This is a genomic window from Streptomyces sp. NPDC018263 (assembly GCF_055562575.1).
In genome coordinates this window covers 160,730-186,711 of the sequence record NZ_JBVHFA010000006.1, presented here as the reverse complement: position 1 = coordinate 186,711, position 25,982 = coordinate 160,730, and the positions used below count along the sequence as shown (strand labels likewise).

At 69.6% G+C, this 25,982-nt stretch carries 21 protein-coding genes and 2 tRNA genes; 19 read left to right on the top strand and 4 right to left on the bottom strand.

Annotated features, from left to right (window positions below; genetic code table 11):
- The first annotated feature begins 7 nt into the window (after positions 1 to 7).
- Both ACZ3HQ_RS18950 and ACZ3HQ_RS18945 read left to right on the top strand, forming a co-directional pair.
- Complete coding sequence (locus ACZ3HQ_RS18950) at positions 8 to 1,180, top strand: PP2C family protein-serine/threonine phosphatase (RefSeq protein WP_366572722.1); 1,173 nt, start codon at positions 8 to 10, stop codon at positions 1,178 to 1,180.
- A 23-nt stretch (positions 1,181 to 1,203) separates the two neighbouring features.
- On the top strand, positions 1,204 to 1,647 hold the full coding sequence (locus ACZ3HQ_RS18945) for an HD domain-containing protein (RefSeq protein WP_467512297.1): 444 nt from the start codon (positions 1,204 to 1,206) through the stop codon (positions 1,645 to 1,647).
- 11 nt (positions 1,648 to 1,658) lie between these two features.
- Here ACZ3HQ_RS18945 and ACZ3HQ_RS18940 read toward each other — a convergent pair whose 3' ends face one another.
- A complete protein-coding gene (locus ACZ3HQ_RS18940) occupies positions 1,659 to 2,804 on the bottom strand; it encodes an acyltransferase family protein (RefSeq protein WP_467512295.1) in 1,146 nt (381 codons plus the stop codon).
- A gap of 453 nt (positions 2,805 to 3,257) precedes the next feature.
- Between ACZ3HQ_RS18940 and ACZ3HQ_RS18935 the strand changes: the two genes are divergently transcribed.
- Complete coding sequence (locus ACZ3HQ_RS18935; RefSeq protein ID WP_030814126.1) at positions 3,258 to 3,452, top strand: hypothetical protein; 195 nt, start codon at positions 3,258 to 3,260, stop codon at positions 3,450 to 3,452.
- Between the two features lie 67 nt (positions 3,453 to 3,519).
- Here ACZ3HQ_RS18935 and ACZ3HQ_RS18930 read toward each other — a convergent pair.
- Positions 3,520 to 3,590 (bottom strand) — tRNA-Gly (locus ACZ3HQ_RS18930).
- A 123-nt stretch (positions 3,591 to 3,713) separates the two neighbouring features.
- On the opposite strand from ACZ3HQ_RS18930, the gene ACZ3HQ_RS18925 reads away from it, so the two are divergent.
- The 5 genes from ACZ3HQ_RS18925 (at position 3,714) to clpX (ending at position 8,395) form a co-directional block, all read left to right on the top strand.
- A tRNA-Pro gene (locus tag ACZ3HQ_RS18925) sits at positions 3,714 to 3,790 on the top strand.
- Positions 3,791 to 3,965: 175 nt separating this feature from the next.
- Positions 3,966 to 5,348, top strand: a complete 1,383-nt coding sequence (tig, locus tag ACZ3HQ_RS18920) for a trigger factor (protein WP_467512293.1) — start codon at positions 3,966 to 3,968, stop codon at positions 5,346 to 5,348.
- Positions 5,349 to 5,596: 248 nt separating this feature from the next.
- Positions 5,597 to 6,202, top strand: coding sequence for an ATP-dependent Clp protease proteolytic subunit (locus tag ACZ3HQ_RS18915; RefSeq protein WP_031182283.1), 606 nt, complete (start codon positions 5,597 to 5,599; stop codon positions 6,200 to 6,202).
- Between the two features lie 70 nt (positions 6,203 to 6,272).
- Entirely contained in the window at positions 6,273 to 6,938 is a 666-nt protein-coding gene (locus ACZ3HQ_RS18910; RefSeq protein ID WP_161189721.1) for an ATP-dependent Clp protease proteolytic subunit, read from the top strand.
- A gap of 170 nt (positions 6,939 to 7,108) precedes the next feature.
- Positions 7,109 to 8,395 (top strand): ATP-dependent Clp protease ATP-binding subunit ClpX, encoded by a 1,287-nt coding sequence (clpX, locus tag ACZ3HQ_RS18905; RefSeq protein WP_164190954.1) that lies wholly within the window; start codon positions 7,109 to 7,111, stop codon positions 8,393 to 8,395.
- Positions 8,396 to 8,456: 61 nt separating this feature from the next.
- On the opposite strand, the gene ACZ3HQ_RS18900 is transcribed toward clpX, so the two are convergent.
- The gene (locus ACZ3HQ_RS18900) at positions 8,457 to 9,506 is read right to left on the bottom strand and encodes a hypothetical protein (protein WP_467512290.1); all 1,050 of its coding nucleotides are present in this window, start codon (positions 9,504 to 9,506) and stop codon (positions 8,457 to 8,459) included.
- A gap of 137 nt (positions 9,507 to 9,643) precedes the next feature.
- Between ACZ3HQ_RS18900 and ACZ3HQ_RS18895 the strand changes: the two genes are divergently transcribed.
- From ACZ3HQ_RS18895 to ACZ3HQ_RS18845, 11 genes are all read left to right on the top strand, one after another.
- Entirely contained in the window at positions 9,644 to 12,268 is a 2,625-nt protein-coding gene (locus ACZ3HQ_RS18895) for a valine--tRNA ligase (RefSeq protein ID WP_467512288.1), read from the top strand.
- 270 nt (positions 12,269 to 12,538) lie between these two features.
- Positions 12,539 to 14,053 (top strand): bifunctional tetrahydrofolate synthase/dihydrofolate synthase, encoded by a 1,515-nt coding sequence (gene folC, locus ACZ3HQ_RS18890; protein WP_467512286.1) that lies wholly within the window; start codon positions 12,539 to 12,541, stop codon positions 14,051 to 14,053.
- 12 nt (positions 14,054 to 14,065) lie between these two features.
- Positions 14,066 to 14,401 carry a DUF4233 domain-containing protein gene (locus tag ACZ3HQ_RS18885; protein ID WP_467512284.1) on the top strand — a complete coding sequence of 112 codons (336 nt, stop codon included), beginning with the start codon at positions 14,066 to 14,068 and terminating at the stop codon, positions 14,399 to 14,401.
- Positions 14,402 to 14,618: 217 nt separating this feature from the next.
- A complete protein-coding gene (ndk, locus tag ACZ3HQ_RS18880; RefSeq protein WP_467512815.1) occupies positions 14,619 to 15,032 on the top strand; it encodes a nucleoside-diphosphate kinase in 414 nt (137 codons plus the stop codon).
- Positions 15,033 to 15,374: 342 nt separating this feature from the next.
- Positions 15,375 to 16,394 (top strand): rod shape-determining protein, encoded by a 1,020-nt coding sequence (locus ACZ3HQ_RS18875; protein WP_020940056.1) that lies wholly within the window; start codon positions 15,375 to 15,377, stop codon positions 16,392 to 16,394.
- A 165-nt stretch (positions 16,395 to 16,559) separates the two neighbouring features.
- Complete coding sequence (gene mreC / locus ACZ3HQ_RS18870) at positions 16,560 to 17,516, top strand: rod shape-determining protein MreC (RefSeq protein WP_467512282.1); 957 nt, start codon at positions 16,560 to 16,562, stop codon at positions 17,514 to 17,516.
- A 13-nt stretch (positions 17,517 to 17,529) separates the two neighbouring features.
- Positions 17,530 to 18,204 (top strand): rod shape-determining protein MreD, encoded by a 675-nt coding sequence (mreD, locus tag ACZ3HQ_RS18865; protein ID WP_030814149.1) that lies wholly within the window; start codon positions 17,530 to 17,532, stop codon positions 18,202 to 18,204.
- Between the two features lie 64 nt (positions 18,205 to 18,268).
- On the top strand, positions 18,269 to 20,515 hold the full coding sequence (gene mrdA, locus ACZ3HQ_RS18860) for a penicillin-binding protein 2 (protein ID WP_467512280.1): 2,247 nt from the start codon (positions 18,269 to 18,271) through the stop codon (positions 20,513 to 20,515).
- Positions 20,512 to 21,708: a rod shape-determining protein RodA gene (rodA, locus tag ACZ3HQ_RS18855; RefSeq protein ID WP_467512278.1), complete on the top strand. Its 1,197-nt coding sequence runs from the start codon at positions 20,512 to 20,514 to the stop codon at positions 21,706 to 21,708. Before mrdA ends, rodA begins: the two co-directional genes overlap by 4 nt.
- Positions 21,709 to 21,902: 194 nt before the next feature.
- Positions 21,903 to 23,405, top strand: a complete 1,503-nt coding sequence (locus tag ACZ3HQ_RS18850; protein WP_467512276.1) for a CYTH and CHAD domain-containing protein — start codon at positions 21,903 to 21,905, stop codon at positions 23,403 to 23,405.
- Positions 23,406 to 23,509: 104 nt separating this feature from the next.
- Positions 23,510 to 25,465 (top strand): TIGR03960 family B12-binding radical SAM protein, encoded by a 1,956-nt coding sequence (locus ACZ3HQ_RS18845; protein ID WP_467512274.1) that lies wholly within the window; start codon positions 23,510 to 23,512, stop codon positions 25,463 to 25,465.
- 63 nt (positions 25,466 to 25,528) lie between these two features.
- On the opposite strand, the gene ACZ3HQ_RS18840 is transcribed toward ACZ3HQ_RS18845, so the two are convergent.
- Positions 25,529 to 25,882, bottom strand: a complete 354-nt coding sequence (locus ACZ3HQ_RS18840) for a DUF805 domain-containing protein (protein ID WP_467512272.1) — start codon at positions 25,880 to 25,882, stop codon at positions 25,529 to 25,531.
- Positions 25,883 to 25,982: the final 100 nt, after the last annotated feature.

Sequence of the window (25,982 nt, the reverse complement as noted above, 5' to 3'; positions counted from 1 at the left end):
CGAACTGATGGCAGCAGGACGAGAACGGCGCGCGAAGGCCGAGACGTTCACGGCCCGGTGGAAGATGGAGTGGCACCGGGTCCGCGTCGCGCTGCGCAGAAGCGCGGTCGACTACTTCCGCGGCGACGGCCCCGACTGGATCGCCCTGGTCGGCCTGCTCCTCACCATTCCCGCGCTCATGGCCCTCACACTGGCCAACTCCGTCTGGTGCTCCCCGGCCACCCTGGTCATCCCGATCGTCGCGGGCGGCCTGGTACTGCGCCCCGCCAGCCTGCTCGGCCTGTACGCCACGGCCGCCGCCGCCCTCATCGTGGAGTCGGTGCGGCTCGGCCCGTACACCGAGGGCCCCTCCAGGGTCACCCCCGGCATCGTGCTGGTCGTCGCCGCCTGCGGGTTCTTCGGGCTGCTGACCGCGCAGTTCCGCAGCCGGGTCGGCGTGCCCTGGCGGCGCGGCGGCACCATGCTCTTCGACCTGCGCGAACGCATCCGCGCCCAGAGCGAGTTGCCCAAGCTGCCCAGGGGCTGGCACCACGAGATGGCCCTGCGTCCGGCGGGCGGCCAGTCCTTCTCCGGTGACTTCGTCGTCGCCGCCCGCACCAACGGCGGCCGCACCCTGGAGGTCGTCCTCACCGACGTCTCCGGCAAGGGCATGGACGCCGGTTCCCGCGCCCTGCTGCTGTCCGGTGCCTTCGGCGGCCTGCTCGGCTCGCTGCCCCCGCACTCCTTCCTGCCCGCCGCCAACGGCTACCTGCTCCGCCAGGACTGGGACGAGGGCTTCGCCACCTCCATCCACCTGGTGCTCGACCTCGACTCCGGCGACTACGAGCTGTACTCCGCGGGCCACCCGCCGGGCCTCCAGCTCAGCGCGGGCACCGGCCGCTGGGAGGAGAAGGCCGCCGAGGGCCCGCTCCTCGGGGTGTACGACGGGGGGCAGTTCGACTCCACCAAGGGCACCCTGCGCCCCGGAGACGTCCTGATGCTCTTCACCGACGGCCTGGTGGAAGCCAGTGACCGGGACATCGCCGAGGGCATCGACCGCCTCACCGGCGAGGCCGACCGCTATGTCGCCGGCGGCTTCCACGGCGCCGCCTGGCACCTCATCGAGGCCGTCGCCAAGGACGTCAACGACGACCGCGCGCTGCTGCTGATCTGCCGCGAGGCGTCCGCGCCCGTCCGCTGAAACCCCGGTGCGAGACTGGGCCGATGACTGCGCTCACCCTGGCCCAGGTCGAGGACCTCGCCCGCCGCGCCCACGCCGGCCAGACCGACAAGGCGGGCCGCCCGTACGCCGAACACCTCGCGGCCGTCGCCGAGGGCGTCCGGGTACGCGGCGGTGACGAGGAGCAGATCGCGGCGGCCTGGCTGCACGACGCCGTCGAGGACGACGCGCTCACCGAGGAGTGGCTCGCCGGCGCCGCCCTCACCCCGCGCACCAAGGCCATCGTGCTGGCCCTGACCAAGCGCCCCGGCGAGCCGCCCGAGGAGTACGCCCGCCGCATCCTCGACACCCCGGGCGCCGCCCTGGTCAAGCACGCCGACCTCGCCCACAACGCCGACCCGGCCCGTCTCGCGGTACTGGACGAGCCGACCCGAACGCGACTGGCCGAGAAGTACACGCGGATGCGCGCACTGCTCGGCCAGGTCTGAGAGGGTCGGCGCTACACGCCGGCCTTCTCCCGTACGGGCTGCTTCTGCCCGCCGTGTTGACGCTCCCGCGCCTGCTGGGCGGGGTCCTGCCTGAACGCCCACTCCATCTTCGGCTCCATCACGCACCGGAACACCCGCCGCACCGGAGCCGTGCACAGCAGCGTGACGACGGTGACCGCGAACGAGGTCACCAGCAGCGCGCCGAGCGGGCTGTGCAGCCAGTGGGCGTCGTACCAGCCGTCCCAGCGGGTGTACTTGAGGACGAAGCCGTGCAGGAGATAGCCGCAGATCGTCCCCGCACCCAGCGAGGTGAACCACATCCGGCGCCCTGGCACCCAGGCCAGGAAGCAGGCCGTCAGCACCACCGAGCAGGCGAACAGGGCCAGCGTCATCAGCGGGCCGGTCCACCACGGGGCGCCCATCTCCTGGGCGGCGTCCCGGCGGTAGAACCAGCCGAAGTCGATGTGCGGCACCACCAGCCACGCCACGGCCAGCGCGCCCGCGACGACCGGCACCGAGGCGACGCGCATCGCGCGGCTGCGCACCATCCGGAAGTGCTCGGGCTTCAGGCACAGCCCCAGCACGAAGCACGGCAGGAACTGCAACAGCCGCTGGAAGTCCAGGTCGTTGCTGATCGCGGGGGAGACGGTCGCCAGCATGGCGATCGCGAGGGCCAGCGGCAGCGGCCACCGCACGACCTTCCACAGCGGGGTCGTCAGCCGCCACACGAACAGCGCCACCAGAAACCAGGACAGGAAGTACGGGTCGAGCAGGGTGATCCCGGTCTCGCCGTCCTGGCCGAAGTGGTCGCGGAAGAGGGAGTAGACCGTCTCGAAGACGACGTACGGCACCGCGACGCCGGTGATCAGCCGCTTCAGCCGGTCCGGGCGCATGTCGAAACTGCGCGAGAAGTAGCCGGAGATGATGATGAACGCCGGCATGTGGAAGGTGTACACGAAGATGTACAGCGATCGGAGGATGCGGCTGTCGGCGTACAGCGCCTCCCATGAGTGCCCCATCGCCACCAGCACGATCGCCAGGTATTTGGCGTTGTCGAAGAACGAGTCGCGCTGCTTGGCGGATCTCTCCGGCACCGGCTGGACAGCCGGGAGCGTCGGCGCGCGGGTCTGACCGGGGGACGGGGAGGCGTCGAACATCTCAGGCACCCTAGCCTCGCGTGTGGGAGTCCGTAAAACCATCGAGGTCATTCACGTTTATCGACTCCGGATACCCGGGAAATCGCGCAACTTACCTGCGGGACCGGGGTGATGACGGGCACAATAGAGCGGTTCTTTGCCCCTCGATGTACCGATTCATCCCTCCGAATCGGGTCATGGCCGACCGGTCCCCGCTCAATTCGAATTACCCGTCCCGACGGCCCGCGCGGCGATGTGTGGGTATGGAAATGATGTTGGGCAATTACCGTCGCCATAGCCCCTGATGAGGCATCGAATTGGCGGCCGGGACGACCCCCGTGCCGGGACGGGTGGCCGACGATGTGTCACTAGCCGCATACAGAGGGCTGGTTGGTGGCACGATGGTTCTGGCGGAGGTGTGCTGCACGGTGCCTCCAGGCCGGGAGAGCGAACCGACCGAGGGTGTGATCAGTTGTGGCCATTTCACTGTCCGTGGTGCTGCTGTTGGCGATCATCCTGGTGGTGTTGATGCGGGGAGGGAACATCAAGGCCGGCCCGGCCATCGTGGCGATCCTCTTCGGCTTCTTCCTCGCCTCCACCGGGATGGCGCCCTCCATCAGCCGCTTCCTCAACTCGATAGCGGAGATGGTCAACTCCATCAGCTTCTGAGGCGGCGCGAAACGACTCAGGGGCCCGGCGCCGCCGTGAACGGCGGCCGGGCCCCTGAGCCATGAAGAGCGGGCGACGGGAATCGAACCCGCGTAGCTAGTTTGGAAGACTAGGGCTCTACCATTGAGCTACGCCCGCGAGAGCGCGCCACGCGTCGGTGACCGCGGCACTGGAGGCATCCTAGCTGAGCCCCCGGCGTGCGGGCCAACCTGGTGCGGCGACGCGCCCGGCCGGGGCATGTACCCTACGACTCGCACCAGACGGGGTGTGGCGCAGCTTGGTAGCGCGTCCGCTTTGGGAGCGGAAGGCCGTGGGTTCAAATCCCGCCACCCCGACCACTGGCTCACGGTGTCGTGAAGATCGCCTTTTGGGGCGCTGACCGGCTGCGGTTACTATGCAAGCTGCGCGCCCGTGTGTCCGGCCTCATGGCCTGCTACTTCCTCCGGGCGGCTATCCGCCGGGGCTGTCTGGCTCCGGCAGAACCCAAGATGTCAGCCACAAGGAGACCGAACCGTGAAGAGCGCCGTGGAGACCCTGAACCCGACTCGGGTTCGGCTCACTGTCGAGGTGCCCTTCGAGGAGCTCAAGGACAGCCTCGACGCGGCGTACCAGAAGATCAACCAGCAGGTCACGGTGAAGGGCTTCCGCAAGGGCAAGATCCCGGCCCGGGTCATCGACCAGCGGTTCGGTCGTGGTGCGGTGCTCGAGGAGGCCGTCAACGACGCGCTCCCGAAGTTCTACACCGAGGCGGTCAACGAGGCCGAGCTGACCCCGCTGGGCCAGCCCGAGGTCGACATCACCGAGCTGAAGGACGGCGAGACGCTGAACTTCACCGCCGAGGTCGACATCCGCCCGACCCTGGAGATCCCGGACTACTCCGGCATCGAGGTCGAGGTCGACGCCATCGAGGTCAGCGACGAGGACGTCGAGAAGTCGGTCGAGCAGCTCCGTGAGCGCTTCGCCTCCACCTCCCCGGTCGAGCGTGCCGCCGAGGACGGCGACGTCGTGACGATCGACCTGGAGGCCAAGGTCGACGGCGAGGTGCTGGAGGACGGCGTCGCCAGCGGCGTGTCCTACACCATCGGCTCCGGCGAGCTGCTCGACGGCATCGACGAGGCCGTCAAGGGCCTGTCCGCCGGCGAGGAGGCCACCTTCACCTCCGAGCTGAAGGGCGGCTCCGCCGCCGGCCGCGAGGCCGAGGTCACCGTCAAGGTCACCCAGGTCGCCGCCCGCGAACTGCCCGAGCTGGACGACGACTTCGCGCAGCTCGCGTCCGAGTTCGACACCCTGGACGAGCTGAAGGCCGACAGCACCAAGCGGCTGGCCAGCATGAAGCAGTACGACCAGGCCACCCAGGCCCAGGAGCGCGTGCTCGACAAGCTCCTCGAGCTGGTCGAGGTCCCCGTCCCCGAGAAGCTCCTCGAGGACGAGGTCAACACCCGCAAGCACAACCTGGAGCACCACCAGCTCGGCCAGATGGGCCTGACCCTCGACAAGTACCTGGAGATCCAGGGCAAGACCGCCGAGGAGTTCGACACCGAGACCCGTGAGGCCGCGGTCAAGGGCATCAAGACCCAGTTCGTCCTCGACGAGCTGGTGAAGAAGGAGAACCTGGGCGTCAACCAGGAGGAGCTCACCGAGCACCTCATGCGCCGCGCCGCCTCCTCCGGCATGTCCCCCGACCAGTTCGCCCAGGCCGTCGTCGAGGGCGGCCAGGTTCCGCTGCTCGTCGGCGAGGTCGCCCGCGGCAAGGCCCTGGCCGTCGTGGTCGAGGCCGCCACCGTCAAGGACACCAACGGCGAGATCGTCGACCTGGACGACGAGGACGAGGAGACCGAGGCGACCGAGGAGACCACCGAGGTCACCGAGGCCGCCGAGGAGAAGACCGAGGGCTGAGCCCCGGGCATCTCGACCTGACAGCAGGCCCCCGGGAGCGTGTCTCCCGGGGGCCTGCTGCATCACCACTCAGCACTACGCCCCCGGCGAACACCTGCTTCCGCGGGATTCACCGGGGGGACCAGAGCGTTAGGGTCCATGAATACGGGGGGCAGGGGAGTCAGCCGACCCCGCCAAGCCCCCGGCAGGACGACGTGAGACGGCCCGGCGCCGTCGTAAGACGAGCAGGTGGATACGTGACGAATCTGATGCCTACCGCCGCCGGCGAGCCCTCCATCGGTGGTGGCCTCGGCGACCAGGTCTACAACCGGCTGCTGGGCGAGCGGATCATCTTCCTCGGCCAGCAGGTCGACGACGACATCGCCAACAAGATCACCGCACAGTTGCTCCTCCTCGCCGCCGACCCCGAGAAGGACATCTACCTCTACATCAACAGCCCCGGCGGCTCGGTGACGGCCGGCATGGCGATCTACGACACCATGCAGTACATCCCGAACGACGTGGTCACCATCGCCATGGGCATGGCCGCCTCGATGGGCCAGTTCCTGCTCACCGGCGGCGCGGCCGGCAAGCGCTTCGCGCTGCCGCACGCGGACATCATGATGCACCAGGGCTCCGCGGGCCTCGGCGGTACCGTCTCGGACATCAAGATCCAGGCCGAGTACCTGCTGCGTACGAAGAAGCGCATGTCCGAGCTGACCGCCCAGCACTCCGGTCAGACGGTGGAGGCGATCATCCGCGACGGCGACCGCGACCGCTGGTTCACCCCGGAAGAGGCCAAGGAGTACGGTCTCATCGACGAGATCATCACGCACGCCTCGGGTGTCCCGGGAGGCGGCGGCACCGGCGCCTGAGCGGCCCGGCCACGCCCCGCACGCACGCCACCGACAGCTCCCAGCACGCCACCAGGACGGTGAACACCCCATGAACGACTTCCCCGGCGCCGCCAGCGGCATGTACGAGGGCCCGCGCCCCGACAGCCGTTACATCATCCCCCGCTTCGTCGAGCGCACTTCCCAGGGCGTCCGCGAGTACGACCCGTACGCGAAGCTCTTCGAGGAGCGCGTGATCTTCCTGGGCGTCCAGATCGACGACGCCTCGGCCAACGACGTCATGGCGCAGCTCCTGTGCCTGGAGTCGATGGACCCCGACCGGGACATCTCGATCTACATCAACAGCCCCGGCGGTGACATGACGGCCCTCACGGCCATCTACGACACCATGCAGTTCGTGAAGCCGGACATCCAGACGGTGTGCATGGGCCAGGCCGCCTCGGCCGCGGCCATCCTGCTCGCCGCCGGCACCCCCGGCAAGCGCATGGCGCTGCCGAACTCGCGCGTGCTGATCCACCAGCCGGCGGGCTCCACCGGGCGCGGTCAGCTCTCCGACCTGGAGATCATCGCCAAGGAGTTCACCCGGATGCGTGAGCAGCTCGAGGACATGCTGGCGAAGCACTCCAACCAGCCGCTGGACAAGATCCGCGAGGACATCGAGCGCGACAAGATCCTCACGGCCGAGGAGGCGCTCCAGTACGGCCTCGTCGACCAGATCATCTCCACCCGCAAGATGAACAACGAAGCGGTCCGCTGACCGCGGTTGCGCACTTCCGGGCCCTCTTGGCAGGGTGCACGTCAAAGTGAACCCTGCCAAGGGGGGCCCGAACACGGGGCCCGGCAAGGTACCGTCGACATAAGGCAGCACCAGGAGTCGTTGGACCCGTTCTGTGTCCAGTCGTCTCCCAGGCGAAGGGGAAGCACACCGTGGCACGCATCGGTGACGGCGGCGATCTGCTCAAGTGCTCGTTCTGCGGCAAGAGCCAGAAGCAGGTCAAGAAGCTCATCGCAGGTCCCGGTGTGTACATCTGTGACGAATGCATCGACCTCTGCAACGAGATCATCGAGGAAGAGCTCGCGGAGACCAGCGAGGTGCGCTGGGAGGAACTCCCCAAGCCGCGCGAGATCTACGAGTTCCTCGAAAGCTACGTGGTCGGCCAGGAAGCGGCCAAGAAGGCCCTCTCCGTCGCGGTGTACAACCACTACAAGCGGGTCCAGGCCGGTGAGAACGGCGGCGGCCAGAGCCGCGAGGACGCCATCGAGCTGGCCAAGTCCAACATCCTCCTGCTCGGCCCCACCGGCTCCGGCAAGACGCTGCTCGCCCAGACCCTGGCCCGCATGCTCAACGTCCCCTTCGCCATCGCGGACGCCACCGCGCTGACCGAGGCGGGCTATGTCGGCGAGGACGTCGAGAACATCCTGCTGAAGCTCATCCAGGCCGCCGACTACGACGTCAAGAAGGCCGAGACGGGCATCATCTACATCGACGAGATCGACAAGGTCGCCCGCAAGAGCGAAAACCCGTCGATCACCCGCGATGTGAGCGGCGAGGGCGTCCAGCAGGCCCTGCTGAAGATCCTGGAGGGCACCACCGCCTCGGTGCCGCCGCAGGGCGGACGCAAGCACCCGCACCAGGAGTTCATCCAGATCGACACGACGAACGTGCTGTTCATCGTGGGCGGTGCCTTCTCCGGCCTGGAGAAGATCATCGAGGCGCGGGCCGGCGCGAAGGGCATCGGCTTCGGCGCCACCATCCGCTCCAAGCGCGAGCTGGCCGCCAAGGACATCTTCGAGGACATCATGCCCGAGGACCTGGTGAAGTTCGGGATGATCCCCGAGTTCATCGGCCGTCTCCCGGTCATCACCTCGGTGCACAACCTCGACCGCGAGGCCCTGCTGAAGATCCTGGTCGAGCCGCGCAACGCGCTGGTCAAGCAGTACCAGCGCCTTTTTGAACTCGACGGCGTGGAGCTGGACTTCGAGCGTGAGGCGCTGGAGGCCATCGCCGACCAGGCCATCCTCCGCCAGACCGGCGCGCGCGGCCTGCGCGCCATCATGGAGGAGGTGCTGATGTCGGTGATGTACGAGGTGCCGTCCCGCAAGGACGTGGCCCGCGTGGTCATCACCGCCGACGTCGTGCACTCCAACGTCAACCCGACGCTGATCCCGCGCGACTCCCGAGGGCGCGGCCAGGGCGAGCAGAAGACCGCGTAACGCCGGCAGTACGGAAGAAGGGCCCCGGCCGACCGGCCGGGGCCCTCCTTCATGCCTGGTGTCACGCCTTGACGCGGACCGCCGAGCGGAACTTGGCGGTCAGCTCCGCGTCCGTCGCCGGGTCGCTGCTGCGGCCCGCCGCCAGGGTCGCGATGTCCATCGGCATCACGAAACCGACGGTGCTGTGGTCGCCCCACACGCAGAAGGAGAACGTCATCTCCTTGGGCACGCCCTCACCGCTGCCCGACGTGTCGCCCTTGGCCTGCTGGCACTTGAGGACGGCGGCGTCCCCGAGCGCCTCCGGCTCGTACCGCTTCGGCTCGCCGATCAGCTCGTACTTGTGCTCGGCGTCCTTGCTGCTCTGGTCCTTCATGTACGCGAACAGCCCGTCGACCGTCTTCTCCGGGCCCGCGATCTTGCCGTACACCCCGCCGAACTCGATGACCTTCTTGCTCAGCGGGTTGTCGACGTTCCCGGCCGCGTACTCGGCGCTGACGTCCTTCGGGTCCTCCACGCCCCAGTTCTCGGCGTCCTTCAGGTCGTCCTGGGTCATCGCGCCGTTGTCGCTCTTGCCCTTCTTGTACTCCGAGAGCACCGTCGAGGGCGTGACGAGCTTGTGCGGGCCGTCGTCGGCGACCTCGCCGCCACCGCTGCCGCCGCTGGCCAGGAAGTAGACGCCCACCGCCACGGCGGCCACCACGGCCACCGCGCCGATGATCAGCCCGTTCCGCTTGGAGCTGTTGCGGCCCTGCACCGGCGGCTGCGGGGAGCCGTAGGGGACCTGCCCGTAGGGGGCCTGCGGGGGCTGCTGCCCGTAGGGGTTCTGCGGGGGCTGGGCGTAGGGGCCCGGCTGCTGGGGCACGCCCTGCTGCTGCGGGTACCCGTAGGGGGCCTGCGGCGGGGCCGGGGGACCGGGCGGGGGCGGCGGGGACTGCGGGTAGCCGTAGCCCGGCCGAGGCGCCTGCGGGGGCTGCCCGTACGGGCCGGGGTTCCCGTAGGGGCCGGGCTGGGCCGGGGGCTGCTGCCCGTAGGGGCCGGGCTGACCAGCCTGACCGTAAGGGCCCGGCTGCGGGGGCTGACCGCCGTACGGGCCCGGCTGGTTGCTGCTCATGGCTGGGTTCCCCTCCAGATGTTCAGGTGTTGCCGCCATCCTTGCCCAGGGGAGGAGAACAGGTGGCACCGGGGGCCGCACCGTTACAGAACAAACGCGTTTCGGGAGCACCCCGCGGCACCTCTAAACTGACCCCCGTGACCGAGAACGCTCAGCAGCAGCCATCAGCGCCCGAGACCGAACTGCCGACCCAGTACGCGCCGGCCGACGTAGAGGGGCCGCTGTACGAGCGCTGGGTGGAGCGGGGCTACTTCGAGGCCGACGAGAAGAGCGACAAGCCGCCCTTCACCGTCGTCATCCCCCCGCCCAACGTCACCGGCAGCCTCCACCTGGGCCACGCCTTCGAGCACACCATCATCGACGCCCTGACCCGCCGCAAGCGGATGCAGGGCTACGAGACCCTGTGGCAGCCGGGCATGGACCACGCCGGCATCGCCACCCAGAACGTCGTCGAGCGCGAGCTGGGCAAGGAGGGCAAGTCCCGCCACGACCTCGGCCGTGAGGCGTTCGTCGACCGCGTCTGGCAGTGGAAGGGCGAGTCCGGCGGCCAGATCTCCGGCCAGATGCGCCGCCTCGGCGACGGTGTCGCCTGGTCCCGTGAGCGCTTCACCATGGACGAGGGCCTCTCCCAGGCCGTCCAGACCATCTTCAAGCGCCTCTACGACGACGAGCTGATCTACCGCGCCGAGCGCATCATCAACTGGTGCCCGCGCTGCCTCACCGCGATCTCCGACATCGAGGTCGAGTACCAGGACGACGACGGCGAGCTCGTCTCCATCAAGTACGGCGAGGGCGACGAGACGCTGGTCGTCGCCACCACCCGCGCCGAGACCATGCTCGGTGACACGGCCGTCGCCGTTCACCCCGAGGACGAGCGCTACAAGCACCTCGTCGGCAAGCTCATCAAGCTGCCGCTGACCGACCGCTCCATCCCGGTCGTCGCCGACGAGCACGTCGACCCCGAGTTCGGCACCGGCGCCGTCAAGGTGACCCCGGCGCACGACCCGAACGACTTCGAGATCGGCCAGCGCCACGACCTGCCGTCCATCACCGTCATGGACGAGCACGCCGTCATCACCGCCCACGGCCCCTTCCAGGGCCTGGACCGCCTGGAGGCCCGCTCCGCCATCGTCGCCGCGCTGCGCGCCGAGGGCCGGATCGTCGCCGAGAAGCGGCCCTACGTCCACTCGGTCGGCCACTGCTCGCGCTGCAAGACCACCATCGAGCCGCGCCTGTCCATGCAGTGGTGGGTCAAGGTCGGCCCGCTCGCCAAGGCCGCCGGTGACGCGGTCCGCGAGGGCAAGGTCAAGATCCACCCGCAGGAGATGGAGAAGCGGTACTTCGACTGGGTCGACAACCTCCACGACTGGTGCATCTCGCGCCAGCTCTGGTGGGGCCACCGCATCCCGGTCTGGTACGGCCCCGACGGCGAGGTCGTCTGTGTCGGCCCCGACGAGCAGCCGCCGACGGGCGAGGGCTGGCACCAGGACACCGACGTCCTCGACACCTGGTTCTCCTCCGGCCTGTGGCCCTTCTCCACCCTGGGCTGGCCCGAGCAGACCGAGTCGCTCGCGAAGTTCTACCCGAACTCCGTGCTGGTCACCGGCTACGACATCCTCTTCTTCTGGGTCGCCCGGATGATGATGTTCGGCCTCTACGCGATGGACGGCACCCCGCCGTTCCACACCATCGCCCTGCACGGCATGGTCCGCGACCAGTTCGGCAAGAAGATGTCGAAGTCCTTCGGCAACGCGGTCAACCCGCTGGACTGGATGGACAAGTACGGCTCCGACGCGCTCCGCTTCACCCTCGCGCGCGGTGCCAACCCCGGCGTCGACGTGCCGATCGGCGAGGACTGGGTCCAGGGCTCGCGGAACTTCGCCAACAAGATCTGGAACGCGACCCGCTTCGCGCTGATGAACGGCGCGACCGTCGAGGGGCCGCTGCCGGACGCGTCCGCGATGTCCGCCACCGACCGCTGGATTCTCTCCCGCCTCAACTCGGTCGTGGCCGAGGTCGACGCGTACTACGAGGACTACCAGTTCGCGAAGCTGTCCGACGCGCTGTTCCACTTCGCGTGGGACGAGGTCTTCGACTGGTACGTCGAGCTGTCCAAGACGACCTTCCAGGCGGGCGGGGAGGCGGCCGAGGTCTCCAAGCGGGTCCTCGGTGAGGTCCTCGACGTCACGCTGAAGCTGCTGCACCCGGTGGTCCCGTTCGTCACGGAGACGCTGTGGACGACGCTGACGGGCGGGGAGTCGCTGGTCATCGCCGAGTGGCCGGCGGACTCGGGCTTCCGGGACGCTTCGGCCGAGCGGGAGATCGAGTCCCTCCAGTCGGTCATCACCGAGGTCCGCCGGTTCCGCGCCGACCAGGGCCTCCAGCCGGGCCAGCGGGTCCCGGCCCGCCTCACCCTGACCGGTACGGCGCTCGCCCCGCACGAGGCGGCGATCCGTCAGCTCCTCCGTCTCCAGCCGGAGGGTGATTCCTTCACGGCGACGGCCACCCTGCCGGTCGCCGGGGCGGAGGTCGCGCTCGACCTCTCCGGCACGATCGACGTCGCGGCGGAGCGCAAGCGCCTCGCGAAGGACCTCGCGGCCGCGGAGAAGGAGAAGGCCGCCGCCACGGCCAAGCTCGGCAACGAGGCGTTCCTGGCGAAGGCCCCGGACGCGGTGGTGGACAAGATCCGCGGCCGCCTGGCCAAGGCCGAGGAAGACATGCGTCGCCTCCAGTCCCAGTTGGACCGCCTGCCGCAGGCGTAAGCGAACGTACGACGAGGAAGCCCCCGGTGCTCTGCTTGCGCCGGGGGCTTCCCGCCGTCGTGCCGCTGCGCCCACCCGTGCCGCCCCAGCGGCACGACTGCCCGCAGCTAGGTGCGAGGTGGGCAACCGCTCCAGCGAGCCTGAGCTGCGCCTACCCAGGGGCGCGGGGAACTGCGCGACAAGCCACGACGGCGCCGCGGCCGGACACAGCAGGCGTACGCGAGTGGACCACCACGCGCGAGACAGCACCCGCTCCGTAGACTGGGCGGCGTGAGCGACTCGCCCGGTAACAACGACACGCCCGACCCCCTCGCCGACTTCGACGACATCGTCGCCGAGGAGACCGACCGCGACCCCGACCTCGCCGTGATCGAGGCCGGCAGCCGCACCCTGCGTACCCAGGGCGGCCCGCCGGAGGCCGACGTACCGGCCCGGCCCGAGGACCCCGAGGTGGACCGCGCCCTGCGCGCGGTCGAGACCGAGCTGGCCACCCGCTGGGGCGAGACCAAGCTGGAGCCTTCCGTCACCCGGATCGCCGCCCTGATGGACGTACTGGGCGACCCCCAGCGCACGTACCCCTCCATCCACATCACCGGCACCAACGGCAAGACCTCCACCGCCCGCATGATCGAGGCCCTGCTCGGCGCCTTCGAACTGCGCACCGGCCGCTACACCAGCCCCCACGTGCAGTCGGTGACCGAGCGCATCAGCCTGGACGGCGCCCCGATCAGCGCCGAGCGCTTCATCGAGACGTACGACGACATCAAGCCGTACGTCGAGATGGTCGACACCGCCCAGGAGCACCGCCTCTCCTTCTTCGAGGTGCTCACCGGCATGGCGTACGCCGCCTTCGCGGACGCGCCCGTGGACGTCGCCGTGGTCGAGGTCGGCATGGGCGGAAGCTGGGACGCGACCAACGTGATCGACGGTGATGTCGCCGTGGTCATGCCCATCTCGCTGGACCACACCGACCGCCTGGGCGGCACGCCCGAGCTGATCGCCACCGAGAAGGCCGGCATCATCAAGCCGGACTCGACCGTGATCATGGCCCAGCAGCCGGTCGACGCGGCCCAGGTGCTGCTGAAGAAGGCCGTCGAGGAGAACGCCACCGTGGCCCGCGAGGGCATGGAGTTCGGCGTGGTGGACCGCCAGGTCGCCGTCGGCGGCCAGTTGCTCACCCTGCGCGGGCTGGGCGGCGAGTACCCCGAGGTCTACCTCCCGCTGCACGGCGCCCACCAGGCGCACAACGCGGCCGTCGCCCTCGCCGCCGTCGAGGCGTTCTTCGGCGTCGGCGCCGAGCGTGCCGAGCCGCTGGACATCGACACCGTGCGCAAGGCGTTCGCCGCCGTCTCCTCGCCGGGCCGCCTGGAGATCGTCCGCCGCTCGCCCACCGTGGTGCTGGACGCCGCGCACAACCCGGCAGGCGCCGAGGCGACCGCCGAGGCGGTGCGGGAGTCGTTCGACTTCAGCCGGCTGATCGGTGTGGTCGGCGCGAGCGCGGACAAGAACGTGCGCGGACTGCTGGAGGCGTTCGAGCCGATCTTCGCGGAGGTCGTCGTCACGCAGAACTCCAGCCACCGCGCGATGGACGCGGACGAACTGGCCGGCATCGCCGTCGAGGTGTTCGGCGAGGACCGGGTCCAGGTCGAGCCCCGGCTGCCGGAGGCGCTGGAGGCCGCGATCACGCTGGCCGAGGAGGAGGGCGAGTTCGCCGGCGGCGGCGTACTGGTCACCGGTTCGGTCATCACGGTGGGCGAGGCGCGCCTGCTGCTTCGGAAGGGCTGAGGTAAACCGCTCGTGCGTACGCTCTGTTCATCGACGCTGATCGGCGAGTTCTTCGTCATCGGGTTCGCCGGTCTGGTCGCCATGAAGGACCCCTCGCTGGCCATGTCCACGGTGTGGTGGGTGTGCGGGGCCGCCATGGTGCTGTCCGTGCTGCTGTGCGGCATGGTGACCCGGCCGGGCGGCGTCGTCCTCGGCTGGGCCCTCCAGCTCGCCCTGATCGCCTCGGGCTTCTTCGTCCCGATGATGTACTTCATGGGCGCCGTCTTCGCGGCCCTGTGGTGGGCCTCGGTCCACTACGGCCGCAAGGTCGACCAGGCCAAGGCCCGCTTCGCGGCGGCCGCGCAGTAGGGCTCTGTCAGTACCGGGTGCTTCACTGCGTGTGGCACCCGGACCGTCCCCGCTCTCGCGGGGGTGATCCCGGCTTTCCCTCGTGCTCACCGGACTGCTGGTCGTGGTCCCCGCCCGCGCGGGGTTGTCCGTCGTGGTCCGGGTGCCGCCCGCCATGGCCCAGGCGGTAGCCTCAGGCCAGTCGCACAAATTCCTGACCTGCAAGGAGCCGCACACCATGACCCAGCGCACTCTCGTCCTCCTGAAGCCGGACGCCGTCCGTCGTGGTCTGGTTGGCGAGATCATCGGCCGTATCGAGCGCAAGGCCGACTGGCGGATCGCCGCGTTGGAGCTGCGGAACCTGGACCGGGGTCTGCTGGAGCAGCACTACGCCGAGCACGTGGGCCGCCCGTTCTACGAGCCCCTCGTCGAGTTCATGTCCTCCGGTCCCGTCGTCGCGATGATCGTCGAGGGGGAGCGGGTCATCGAGGGTGTGCGGCAGCTCGCCGGGCCGACGGACCCGATCGCGGCGGCTCCCGGTTCGATCCGGGGCGACTTCGGGGTCATCGTGCGCGAGAACCTGATCCACGCCTCGGACTCGGAGGAGTCCGCCGAGCGCGAGGTGAAGATTTTCTTTCCGGGTCGTGACTGACCGGTGCGGTGATGGCCTGTCGGGGCCACGCCGTGAGGAGTTTCAGGGAATTTTTTTCTGAGGGGCCGTCAGGCCTCCCGGATATCCCGCCACCGGGCGGCCGTACCATTTCGGCCGTCCCTCGGCATATGCGTTGGCGTTCGGGGGAACGCATGCCCCCGATGGACCGTCTCCACAAGCGAGGCGGCGCGCCATCTGCTGACAATGGGCGAAGACCCTCGCGCGGTGTTCGTGCAGGCGCGTCTACGATGGAAGCCTTCACGTCACCGCACCCACCTCGCCGACCTGAAAAGCCCTCAAAAGCTTCCAGGGAAGGCCCGTCGAATCCTGATGGGGAACTCAATGTCGTTCATCGGCCGTGACATGGCTGTCGACCTCGGGACCGCCAACACGCTGGTGTACGTCAGGGGTCGCGGGATCGTACTCAACGAGCCGTCCGTCGTGGCGATCAACACCAACACCGGTGGAATCCTCGCGGTCGGCGCCGAAGCGAAGAAGATGATCGGCCGTACGCCGGGCAACATCGTCGCCGTGCGGCCGCTGAAGGACGGCGTGATCGCCGACTTCGAGATCACCGAGCGGATGCTCCGCTACTTCATCCTGAAGATCCACAAGCGGCGGTATCTGGCCCGGCCTCGGGTCGTCGTCTGCGTGCCCTCGGGCATCACCGGCGTCGAGCGGCGCGCCGTCATCGAAGCCTCCTCCCAGGCGGGCGCCCGCCAGGTGCACATCATCGAGGAGCCCATGGCCGCTGCCATCGGCTCCGGCCTGCCGGTCCACGAGGCCACGGGCAACATGGTGGTGGACATCGGCGGCGGCACCACGGAGGTGGCGGTCATCTCCCTCGGCGGCATCGTCACCGCCCAGTCCATCCGCGTCGCGGGTGACGAACTGGACAACGCGATCATCCAGTACATCAAGAAGGAGTACAGCCTTCTGCTGGGTGAGCGGACGGCCGAACAGATCAAGATCACGATCGGTTCGGCGTACGACCTCGACTCCGACGAGCACACCGAAGTCCGCGGCCGGGACCTGGTGTCCGGGCTGCCCAAGACCGTCGTCATCTCCGCGGCTGAGGTGCGCAAGGCGATCGAGGAACCGGTCAACGCGATCGTCGACGCCGTCAAGACGACCCTGGACAAGTGCCCGCCGGAGCTGTCCGGCGACATCATGGACCGGGGCATCGTGCTGACCGGCGGCGGCGCCCTGCTGCGCGGCCTCGACGAGCGGCTGCGCCGGGAGACCGGCATGCCGATCCACATCGCCGAGGACCCGCTCGACAGCGTCGCGCTCGGCTCCGGCAAGTGCGTCGAGGAGTTCGAGGCACTGCAGCAGGTGCTCGACGCCCAGCCGCGCCGATGACATGACACTTCGATTCCGCCGTACGAGACGTTCTGCTCTCGTGCGGCGGATCGTTGATATAGAGGCATAAGCTCCCCCAACGGACCCCCTTCGATTCGCGCATCGGCAACGGCGCTTTATCGGGGGTCCCCGAATTCCTATAGAGGAAGGGCACGGCCGCCGCACGTGAGGGACACGAAAGAGAGCCGGCTGCTCCTGGTCCTGCTGATCGCCATCGCGTTCGCGCTGATCACGGTGGACATCCGCGGAGGCCGGAACTCCCCGGTCGACGGAGCCCGGCAGGCCGCGGCCGCGGCCTTCGGCCCGATCGAGAACGGAATGTCCACGGCGGTGGACCCGGTGGGCAACGCCGTCTCCGCCGTCCGGGACTCCGGAGACCGCCATGACCGGCTCGCCGTCATGGAGAAGGAGAACGCGGCGCTCAAGGCCAAGCTGGGCAGTGACGACCGCACCCGCAGCCGCCTGAACCAGCTCGACAGGATGCTGAAGGTCGCCGGCCAGGGCCAATACCGCATCAAGGGCGCCCAGGTCATCGCCATAGGAGCGGCCCAGGGCTTCTCCTGGACCATCACCATCGACGCGGGCGCGGACGACGGCATCAGGCGGGACATGACCGTACTGAACGGTGACGGCCTGGTCGGCCGCGTCACCACGGTCGGCCCCGACACCGCCACCGTGCTGCTCGCCAACGATCCCGACTTCACCGTCGGCACCCGGATGGAGGCGGGCGACGAACTCGGCTTCGCCTCCGGCCAGGGCGACCGCCCGCTGCGCGTCGAACTCCTCAACGGCAAGGCGGAGGTGAAGAAGGGCGACCGGCTCGTCACCTTCGGCTCCCAGGCCGACAAGCCGTTCGTGCCCGGCGTCCCGGTCGGCGTGGTCTCCCGCGTCGACCCCTCCGGCGGCGGTCTGACCCGCACGCTCTACGTCACCCCGTACGTCGGCTTCAGCAAGCTCGACATCGTCGGCGTGGTCGTCGCGGGACCGAAGAAGGACCCGCGCGACGAGGTCCTCCCGGCCAAGCCCAAGCCGGTCCCGACGCCCACGGTGACCGTCACGGTCACCCCCTCGGCGGACGGCTCCGCGCCGGACGACACCGACACCGACGGCCAGCAGCAGTAGGAGCTGAACCCCCATGCGCCTCAACCGCGTCCTGCTCTCCACCGTGCTGGTGGTCGTCGCCCTGGTGATCCAGGTGAGTGTCCTGGCCCGTCTGCACCTGCCTGGTGCCGTGCCCGACCTGCTGCTCCTGACCGTCCTCGGCCTCGCCCTGGTGTACGGCCATGTCGGCGGCGCCCTGGTCGGCTTCGGCGCCGGACTCCTCGCGGACCTCGCCCCGCCCGCCGACCACGCGGCCGGCCGCTACGCCCTGGTGCTGTGCGTCATCGGCTACTTCGCCGGGCTGGTCAAGCCCGAGACCGGCCGGCTGAAGTCCGCGACGGGCCCGATGGCCGTCGTGGTCGCCGCCGCGATCGGCTCCACCCTGCTCTACGCGGGCGTCGGCGCCCTGGTCGGCGACACCGCGGCCCGCCATGTCGGCCTGCCCGGCCTGCTGTTCTCGGCCGCGCTGTACGACCTGCTGCTGGCCCCCTTCGTGGTGCCCGGCGTGATGTGGCTGGCCCGCCGCGCGGACAACGACCCGCTGGCCGAGTCCGGCCCCGCCGCCAAGGCCGGGAACATCTCCTCGGGTTGGCTCTCCTCCGGCACCGGTCTGCGCATCGGCTCCCAGCGGGGCTTCGGCGCGCTGAAGGCCAAGGCCCGCACCCGCTCGGCCCGCGTCGGCCGGATCAAGGGGGTCAAGCGGCTGTGACAGCCCCCGAGCTTCTTAGCCGTCCGCACATCAGTTCCCGCGCTGAGAGGGGGAGTCAGCAGCAGTGACCAATATTCCGGAGACCGGGCGGACCCCACGGGTCCAGATCCGGCTGGTCGTCATCCAGATCCTCGTGCTCTCCCTGCTCGGCACCCTCGGCGGCCGGCTGTGGTACCTCCAGATCCGCGAGGGCGCCGCGTACCAGAAGGAGGCGTCCGGCAACCACGTCCAGCAGGTCGTGGACCCCGCCGTACGCGGTGACATCCTGGACGCGCGCGGTGTCCCGCTCGCGGACAACGAGACGCGGCTCGTCGTCTCCGCCTCCCGCACCGACCTGCTCAAGCAGAAGGACGACGGCAAGGGCGTGCTGGCCAAGCTCGCCGCCGTCCTCGGCCTGAAGCCGGAGGAGGTGCAGCAGAAGGTCCGGCTGTGCGACGCCAAGACCCCCCAGCCCTGCTGGAACGGCTCGCCGTACCAGCCGATCCCGATCACCGACGAGGCCACGCCCAAGCAGGCCCTCCAGATCCGGGAGCGCGCCGAGGACTTCCCCGGCATCACCGCCGAGCCCGAGGCGGTCCGCCGGTACGGCGCGCCGGGCAAGGCCAACACCTCCCAGGTCCTCGGGTACCTCTCCCCGGTCACCGACGAGGAGATCCAGAAGGCCAAGGACACCGACTCGCCCTACCTGCGCTCCGACATGGTCGGCCGCTCCGGCCTGGAGCGTCAGTACGACAAGGAGCTGCGCGGCAAGGCCGGCGTCACGCGGTACGAGGTGGACAACCTCGGCCGGGTCATCGGCAAGGCGCAGGCCGATCCGGCGGAGTCCGGCTCCAACCTGGTCACCAGCATCGACTCCCGCATCCAGCGGGTCACCGAGTTCGAGCTGGACAAGGCGATGAAGGTCGCCCGGCAGCAGTTCGACAAGATCACCGGCACCAACTACAAGGCGGACTCCGGTGCCGCCGTGGTGATGGAGGCCAAGACGGGCCGCATCGTCGCCATGGCCTCGGCGCCGGACTACGACCCGAACGTCTGGGTCGGCGGCATCTCCGCCAAGGACTACCAGGCCCTCACCGGCAAGAACTCCGACTATCCGCTGCTGAACCGGGCCATCCAGGGCCAGGCCGCACCGGGCTCGACCTTCAAGGTGATCTCCACGGCCGCCGCAGTCGAGGCGGGGTACGACTTCAACGGCCGCTACCCGTGCACGAGTTCGTACTCGGTGGGCGGCCAGGTCTTCAAGAACTTCGAGGGCGAGAGCTTCGGCCCGATCCCGCTGGGCCGGGCGCTGGAGGTCTCCTGCGACACCGTCTTCTACTACCTCTCCGACCAGGAGTGGAAGAAGGACGGCGGCATCAACCCGAAGAAGGGTCAGCCCAAGGACTTCTTCTACAAGGCCGCCCACCAGTTCGGCCTCGGCAAGGAGACCGGCGTCGACCTGCCCAACGAGGTCACCGGCCGCGTCCCGGACCGCCAGTGGAAGCTGGACTACTGGAAGGCCAACAAGGACGCCTGGTGCAAGTACGGCAAGAAGGACGGGTCGTACGTCGAGAAGATCGCCTACGAGAACTGCCTCGAGGGCAACAAGATGCGTGAGGGCGACTCGATCAACTACTCCATCGGCCAGGGCGACACCCTCGTCACGCCGATCCAGGAGGCCGTGATCTACGGCGCCGTCGCCAACGGCGGCACGATGTACCACCCGAGCATCGGCAAGGCGGTCATCAGCGCGGACGGCAAGTCGGTGCGCGAGCTGAAGCCCAGGCCGTCGGGCAAGCTGCCGGTCAGCAAGGCCACCCTCAAGGGCATGGACGAAGCCTTCGCCGGCGTCATCACCCGAGGCACCGCCGCGTGGAAGTTCGGCGGCTGGCCGCAGGACAAGATCCCGCTGCACGGCAAGACCGGTACGGCGGAGGTCTACGGCAAGCAGACCACCTCCTGGCTGGCGACCTACTCCAAGGACTACACGGTGATCATGACGATCGCCCAGGCCGGTACGGGTTCCGGAGCCTCCGGTGAGGCCGTGCGCAACATCTACAGCGCGCTGTACGGCGTCCAGGGCGACGGCTCGATCGACAACAAGAAGGCGATGCTGCCGCAGCCGCAGCAGACCCTCCCGAAGATCCGCCCCGACGGCACGGTGGTCTCGCCCAAGGTGAGCAAGGACCCGGCCAAGGACGTCGAGGCCGCGCAGAAGAACAACACCAGCAACGGCGCGGACCAGCCCGCCGCCACCTCGCCCTCGCCCAACACCAACAGCAACACCCGCAGGCGGCCCCGCCGGAGGGGGAGCCGGAGGACGCGCACATGACCGGCAACACCTTCTCCGTCTCCGGATACGGTCCCCGGCGGGCCGGCTGGACCAGGATCTTCGCCCGTGACTCGCTGGCCCGCAGGATGGACTGGCCGATACTGCTGGCGGCGCTCGCGCTGTCGCTGATCGGCTCCCTGCTGGTGTTCTCGGCGACCCGCAACCGCACCGAGATCAACCAGGGCGACCCGTACTACTTCCTGCTCCGGCACTTCATGAACACCGGCATCGGGCTCGCCCTGATGATCGGCACCCTGTGGCTGGGCCACCGCGGCCTGCGCAACGCGGTGCCGATCCTCTACGGCCTGTCGGTGGCCGGCATCCTCGCGGTGCTCACCCCGCTGGGCTCCACCGTCAACGGCGCCCACTCCTGGATCGTGTTCGGCGGCGGCTTCTCGATCCAGCCCTCGGAGTTCGTGAAGATCACGATCATCCTGGGCATGGCGATGCTGCTGTCCGCGCGGGTCGACGCGGGCGACAAGGCGTACCCGGACCACCGCACGGTGCTCCAGGCGCTCGGGCTGGCGGCGGTGCCGATCCTGATCGTGCTGCTCATGCCCGACCTGGGATCGGTCATGGTGATGGTGATCATCATCCTGGGCGTGCTGCTCGCCTCCGGCGCCTCCAACCGCTGGGTGTTCGGCCTCATCTCGGCCGGCGCCATCGGTGCCGTCGCGGTGTGGCAGCTCCACATCCTGGACGACTACCAGATCAACCGGTTCGCGGCCTTCGCCAACCCGGAGCTGGACCCGGCGGGCGTGGGCTACAACACCAACCAGGCGCGTATCGCCATCGGTTCGGGCGGGCTGACCGGGTCCGGGCTGTTCCACGGCTCGCAGACCACGGGCCAGTTCGTGCCGGAGCAGCAGACCGACTTCGTCTTCACCGTGGCGGGTGAGGAACTCGGCTTCCTCGGGGCCGGCCTGATAATCCTTCTCCTCGGCGTCATCCTGTGGCGCGCCTGCCGCATCGCCCGCGACTCGACCGAGCTGTACGGCACGATCGTGGCCGCCGGCATCGTCGCCTGGTTCGCCTTCCAGGTGTTCGAGAACGTCGGCATGACCCTCGGCATCATGCCGGTCACGGGTCTGCCCCTGCCCTTCGTCTCCTACGGCGGCTCATCGATGTTCGCGGTATGGATCGCGGTGGGGCTGCTGCAGTCGATCAGAGTGCAGCGGCCGATGTCGGCGTGAGCCTCCGGCGGTTCGGCGGTCGGGTGCGGGCGGCGGTGTGATCAGGCGCCCTCGCTCCCGGCTCGGTCCTCGGGCCCGGTCCGGTTTTCCCTTCGGGGAGACCGGGACCGGGCCCGACGCGTTTCCGGGAGCGTCTGCCGCCTCCACCGGTCCGGGGGCTGGTTGGGATCGTCGACGCGTTCTAGATTCGGTTCATGGCGGACGTGAAGCGGGAGATCGAGCGGAAGTACGAGGCCGTCCAGGGCGGGCTGCCCGAGCTGGCCGGGGCCGGGGCCGTGGCGGACGTCGTCGACAGAGGTGTGGTCGAGCTGGACGCCGTCTACTACGACACCGCCGACGAGCGGCTCGGCGCCGCCTCGCTCACCCTGCGCCGCCGTACCGGGGGCGCGGACGCCGGGTGGCATCTGAAGTTCCCGGTCGCTCCCGGCGTCCGGGACGAGATCCGGGCCCCGCTGTCGGACACCGTGCCCGAGGAGATCGCCGCCCTGGTCCGCTCACGCGTCCGGGGCGCCGGGCTGGTCTCCGTGGTGCGGCTGCGGTCCGCCCGCGACGTACGGCACCTGGTCGGCGCGGACGGCGCGCTGCTGGCCGAGGCGAGCGTGGACACCGTGACCGCCGAGCGGCTCAACCGCGCGGGCGGCACCGCCCGCTGGACCGAGATCGAGGTGGAGCTGGCCGACGGCGCCGACCCGGCCGTACTGGACGCCGTGGAGGAGCGGCTCGCCGGGGCGGGGGTGCGGCCGTCGAAGGCGGCGTCCAAGGTGGCCGAGGCGCTGCGCCGTACCGGTGGCTCCCGTGCCCGGTCCGCGGGGCGGGCGGCGGAGCCGGTGACGGCGGGGGACCACGTCCTCGCGTACCTCCGCGAGCAGCGCGAGGCGATCCTCGCCCGCGACCCCGGTGTCCGCCGGGACCTGCCGGACTCCGTGCACCAGATGCGGGTCGCCACCCGCAGGCTCCGCTCCGCCTTCCGCAGCTTCGGCTCGGTGCTGGACCGGGACGCCACCGCGCCGGTCGCCGCCGAGCTGAAGTGGCTGGCGCGCGAGCTCGGCACCGGCCGGGACCAGGAGGTGCTGGCGGAACGGCTGACGGACGCCCTGGACGCCGTCCCGCCCGGCGAGGTCACCGGCCCGGTCCGCGAGCGCCTCGACTCCTGGGCCACCGCCCGGCACGGCAGCACCCGCGCCCATCTGCTCGGGGTGCTGGACTCCGCCCGCTACCTCGCCCTGCTGGACAGCCTCGACACCCTGCTCGCGGACCCGCCGCTGCGGAAAAGGGCGGCGAAGAAGCCGCGCAAGGTGCTCACCCGCGCCCTGAGGAAGGAGGGCGCCGAGCTGGCCCGGCTGGTGACGGCCGCGCTGGACCTGCCGCCCGGCGAGGAGCGCGACCACGCCCTGCACCAGGCCCGTAAGCGGGCCAAGCGCGCCCGGTACGCCGCCGAGGCGGCCGTCCCCGCGCTTCGGGGTGCCGCCCGCGCCCCGGCCCGCGCGGCGAAGAAGCTGACGAGCCTGCTCGGCGAGCACCAGGACAGCGTGCTGGCCCGGCAGACCCTGCGCGAGCTGGCGGCGGTGGCGCACGCGGCGGGGGAGAGCGCGTTCACGTACGGGGTGCTGTACGAGCGGGAGGAGCGGGCGGCCCGGCGTACGGAGGAGAAGCTGCCCGCCACGTGGGAGAAGGCCCGGTCGGTGTTCCCGCGTTGAGATCGGCGTACGGGGGAGGCGCCCGGACGGGTTAGGCTTGATGGTCACCCTTCCAGCCTCCGGCCGGGAGTGCCCTTTAGTCAGCTCACGAAGGTAATGCCGCGATGTCTGTCGAGTCGGTCTTCCCGCAGCTCGAAGCCTTGCTCCCGCATGTGCAGAAGCCGATCCAGTACGTCGGCGGAGAACTGAACTCCACGGTCAAGCCCTGGGACGAGGCCGAGGTCCGCTGGGCCCTGATGTACCCGGACGCCTACGAGGTCGGTCTGCCCAACCAGGGCGTCATGATCCTCTACGAGGTACTGAACGAGCAGCGGGGCGTCCTCGCCGAGCGCACGTACAGCGTGTGGCCGGACCTGGAGGCGCTGATGCGGGAGCACGGCGTCCCGCAGTTCACGGTGGACAGCCACCGCCCGGTGAAGGCGTTCGACGTGTTCGGCCTGAGCTTCTCCACCGAGCTGGGCTACACCAACATGCTCACGGCGCTGGAGCTGGCGGGCATCCCGCTGGAGTCCAAGGACCGCACGGTCGACGACCCGATCGTCCTCGCGGGCGGCCACGCGGCCTTCAACCCCGAGCCGATCGCGGACTTCATCGACGCGGCGATCATCGGCGACGGCGAGCAGGCCGTGCTGGACATGACGGAGATCATCCGCAAGTGGAAGGCGGAGGGCGGCCCGGGTGGCCGCGAGGAGGTGCTGCTGCGCCTGGCGAAGACGGGCGCGGTGTACATCCCGGCCTTCTACGACGTGGAGTACCTGCCCGACGGCCGTATCGCCCGTGTCGTCCCCAACCGCTCGGGTGTGCCGTGGCGCGTGTCGAAGCACACGGTGATGGACCTGGACGAGTGGCCGTACCCGAAGCAGCCGCTGGTGCCGCTGGCGGAGACGGTGCATGAGCGGATGTCGGTCGAGATCTTCCGCGGCTGCACGCGGGGCTGCCGGTTCTGCCAGGCGGGCATGATCACCCGTCCGGTGCGCGAGCGCTCCATCACCGGCATCGGTGACATGGTCGAGAAGGGGCTCAACGCGACCGGCTTCGAGGAGGTCGGCCTGCTGTCGCTGTCCTCCGCGGACCACTCGGAGATCGGCGACATCGCCAAGGGTCTGGCCGACCGCTACGCGGACGACAAGATCGGCCTCTCGCTGCCCTCCACCCGGGTCGACGCGTTCAACGTCGACCTGGCCAACGAGCTGACCCGCAACGGCCGGCGCTCGGGTCTCACCTTCGCCCCCGAGGGCGGCTCCGAGCGCATGCGCAAGGTCATCAACAAGATGGTCTCGGAGGAGGACCTGATCCGCACGGTCGCCACCGCGTACGGCAACGGCTGGCGTCAGGTGAAGCTGTACTTCATGTGCGGCCTGCCGACCGAGACGGACGACGACGTCCTCCAGATCGCCGACATGGCGACCCATGTGATCCAGAAGGGCCGCGAGGTCTCCGGCTCGGGTGACATCCGCTGCACGGTCTCCATCGGCGGCTTCGTCCCCAAGCCCCACACCCCCTTCCAGTGGGCTCCGCAGCTCTCCGCCGAGGAGACGGACGCCCGCCTGCAGAAGCTCCGCGACAAGATCCGGGGCGACAAGAAGTACGGCCGCTCCATCGGCTTCCGCTACCACGACGGCAAGCCCGGCATCGTCGAGGGCCTGCTCTCGCGCGGCGACCGGCGCGTGGGCGCGGTCATCCGCGCGGTCTACGAGGACGGCGGCCGCTTCGACGGCTGGCGCGAGCACTTCTCCTACGACCGCTGGATGGGCTGCGCGGACAAGGCGCTGGCCGAGTTCGGCGTCGACGTCGACTGGTACACCACCCGCGAGCGCTCCTACGAGGAGGTCCTCCCCTGGGACCACCTCGACTCCGGCCTCGACAAGGACTGGCTCTGGGAGGACTGGCAGGACGCCCTCGACGAGACCGAGGTCGAGGACTGCCGCTGGACCCCCTGCTTCGACTGCGGAGTCTGCCCCCAGATGGACACCCACATCCAGATCGGCCCCACGGGCAAGAAGCTGCTCCCCCTGGCAGTGAAGAACACCGCCCCGACCCCGGGCGGCCACTCCCACTGAGCGGCGGCGCATACGACGAAGGGGCCCACCGGAATATCCGGTGGGCCCCTTCGTGGTTCGGCGTCAGACCGCCGGGGCGTACTTCGGGTTGGGGCCGTACTCGTTGGCCTCCGGCTTGCCCTCCGAGGCGAGGAAGATGAGCAGGATGATGAAGCCGACCAGCGGGATCAGCGAGATCAGGACCCACCAGCCGGAGCGGCCCGTGTCGTGCAGGCGGCGGACCGCGACGGCGAGACCCGGGATGAGCAGGGCCAGGCCGTAGACGAGCTGGAGGACCTGGGTGTCCAGGGCGGCGTCCACGATCGCCAGCACGATGCTGATGATCAGGTTGAACAGGAAGAACATCCAGTATTCCTTGCGCCGCGCGCGACCGCTGAACACCGCGTACTTCTTGAGCACGTCCACGTACCAGTGCATTTGTCGTCCCCCCAGGGAAGTGCGTGATTGGCCTCCCATGGAACCAGCAGCCCTGGCCGGAATCCATAGCTTTGGCGTGGTCAGATCAAGGCGTTACGCG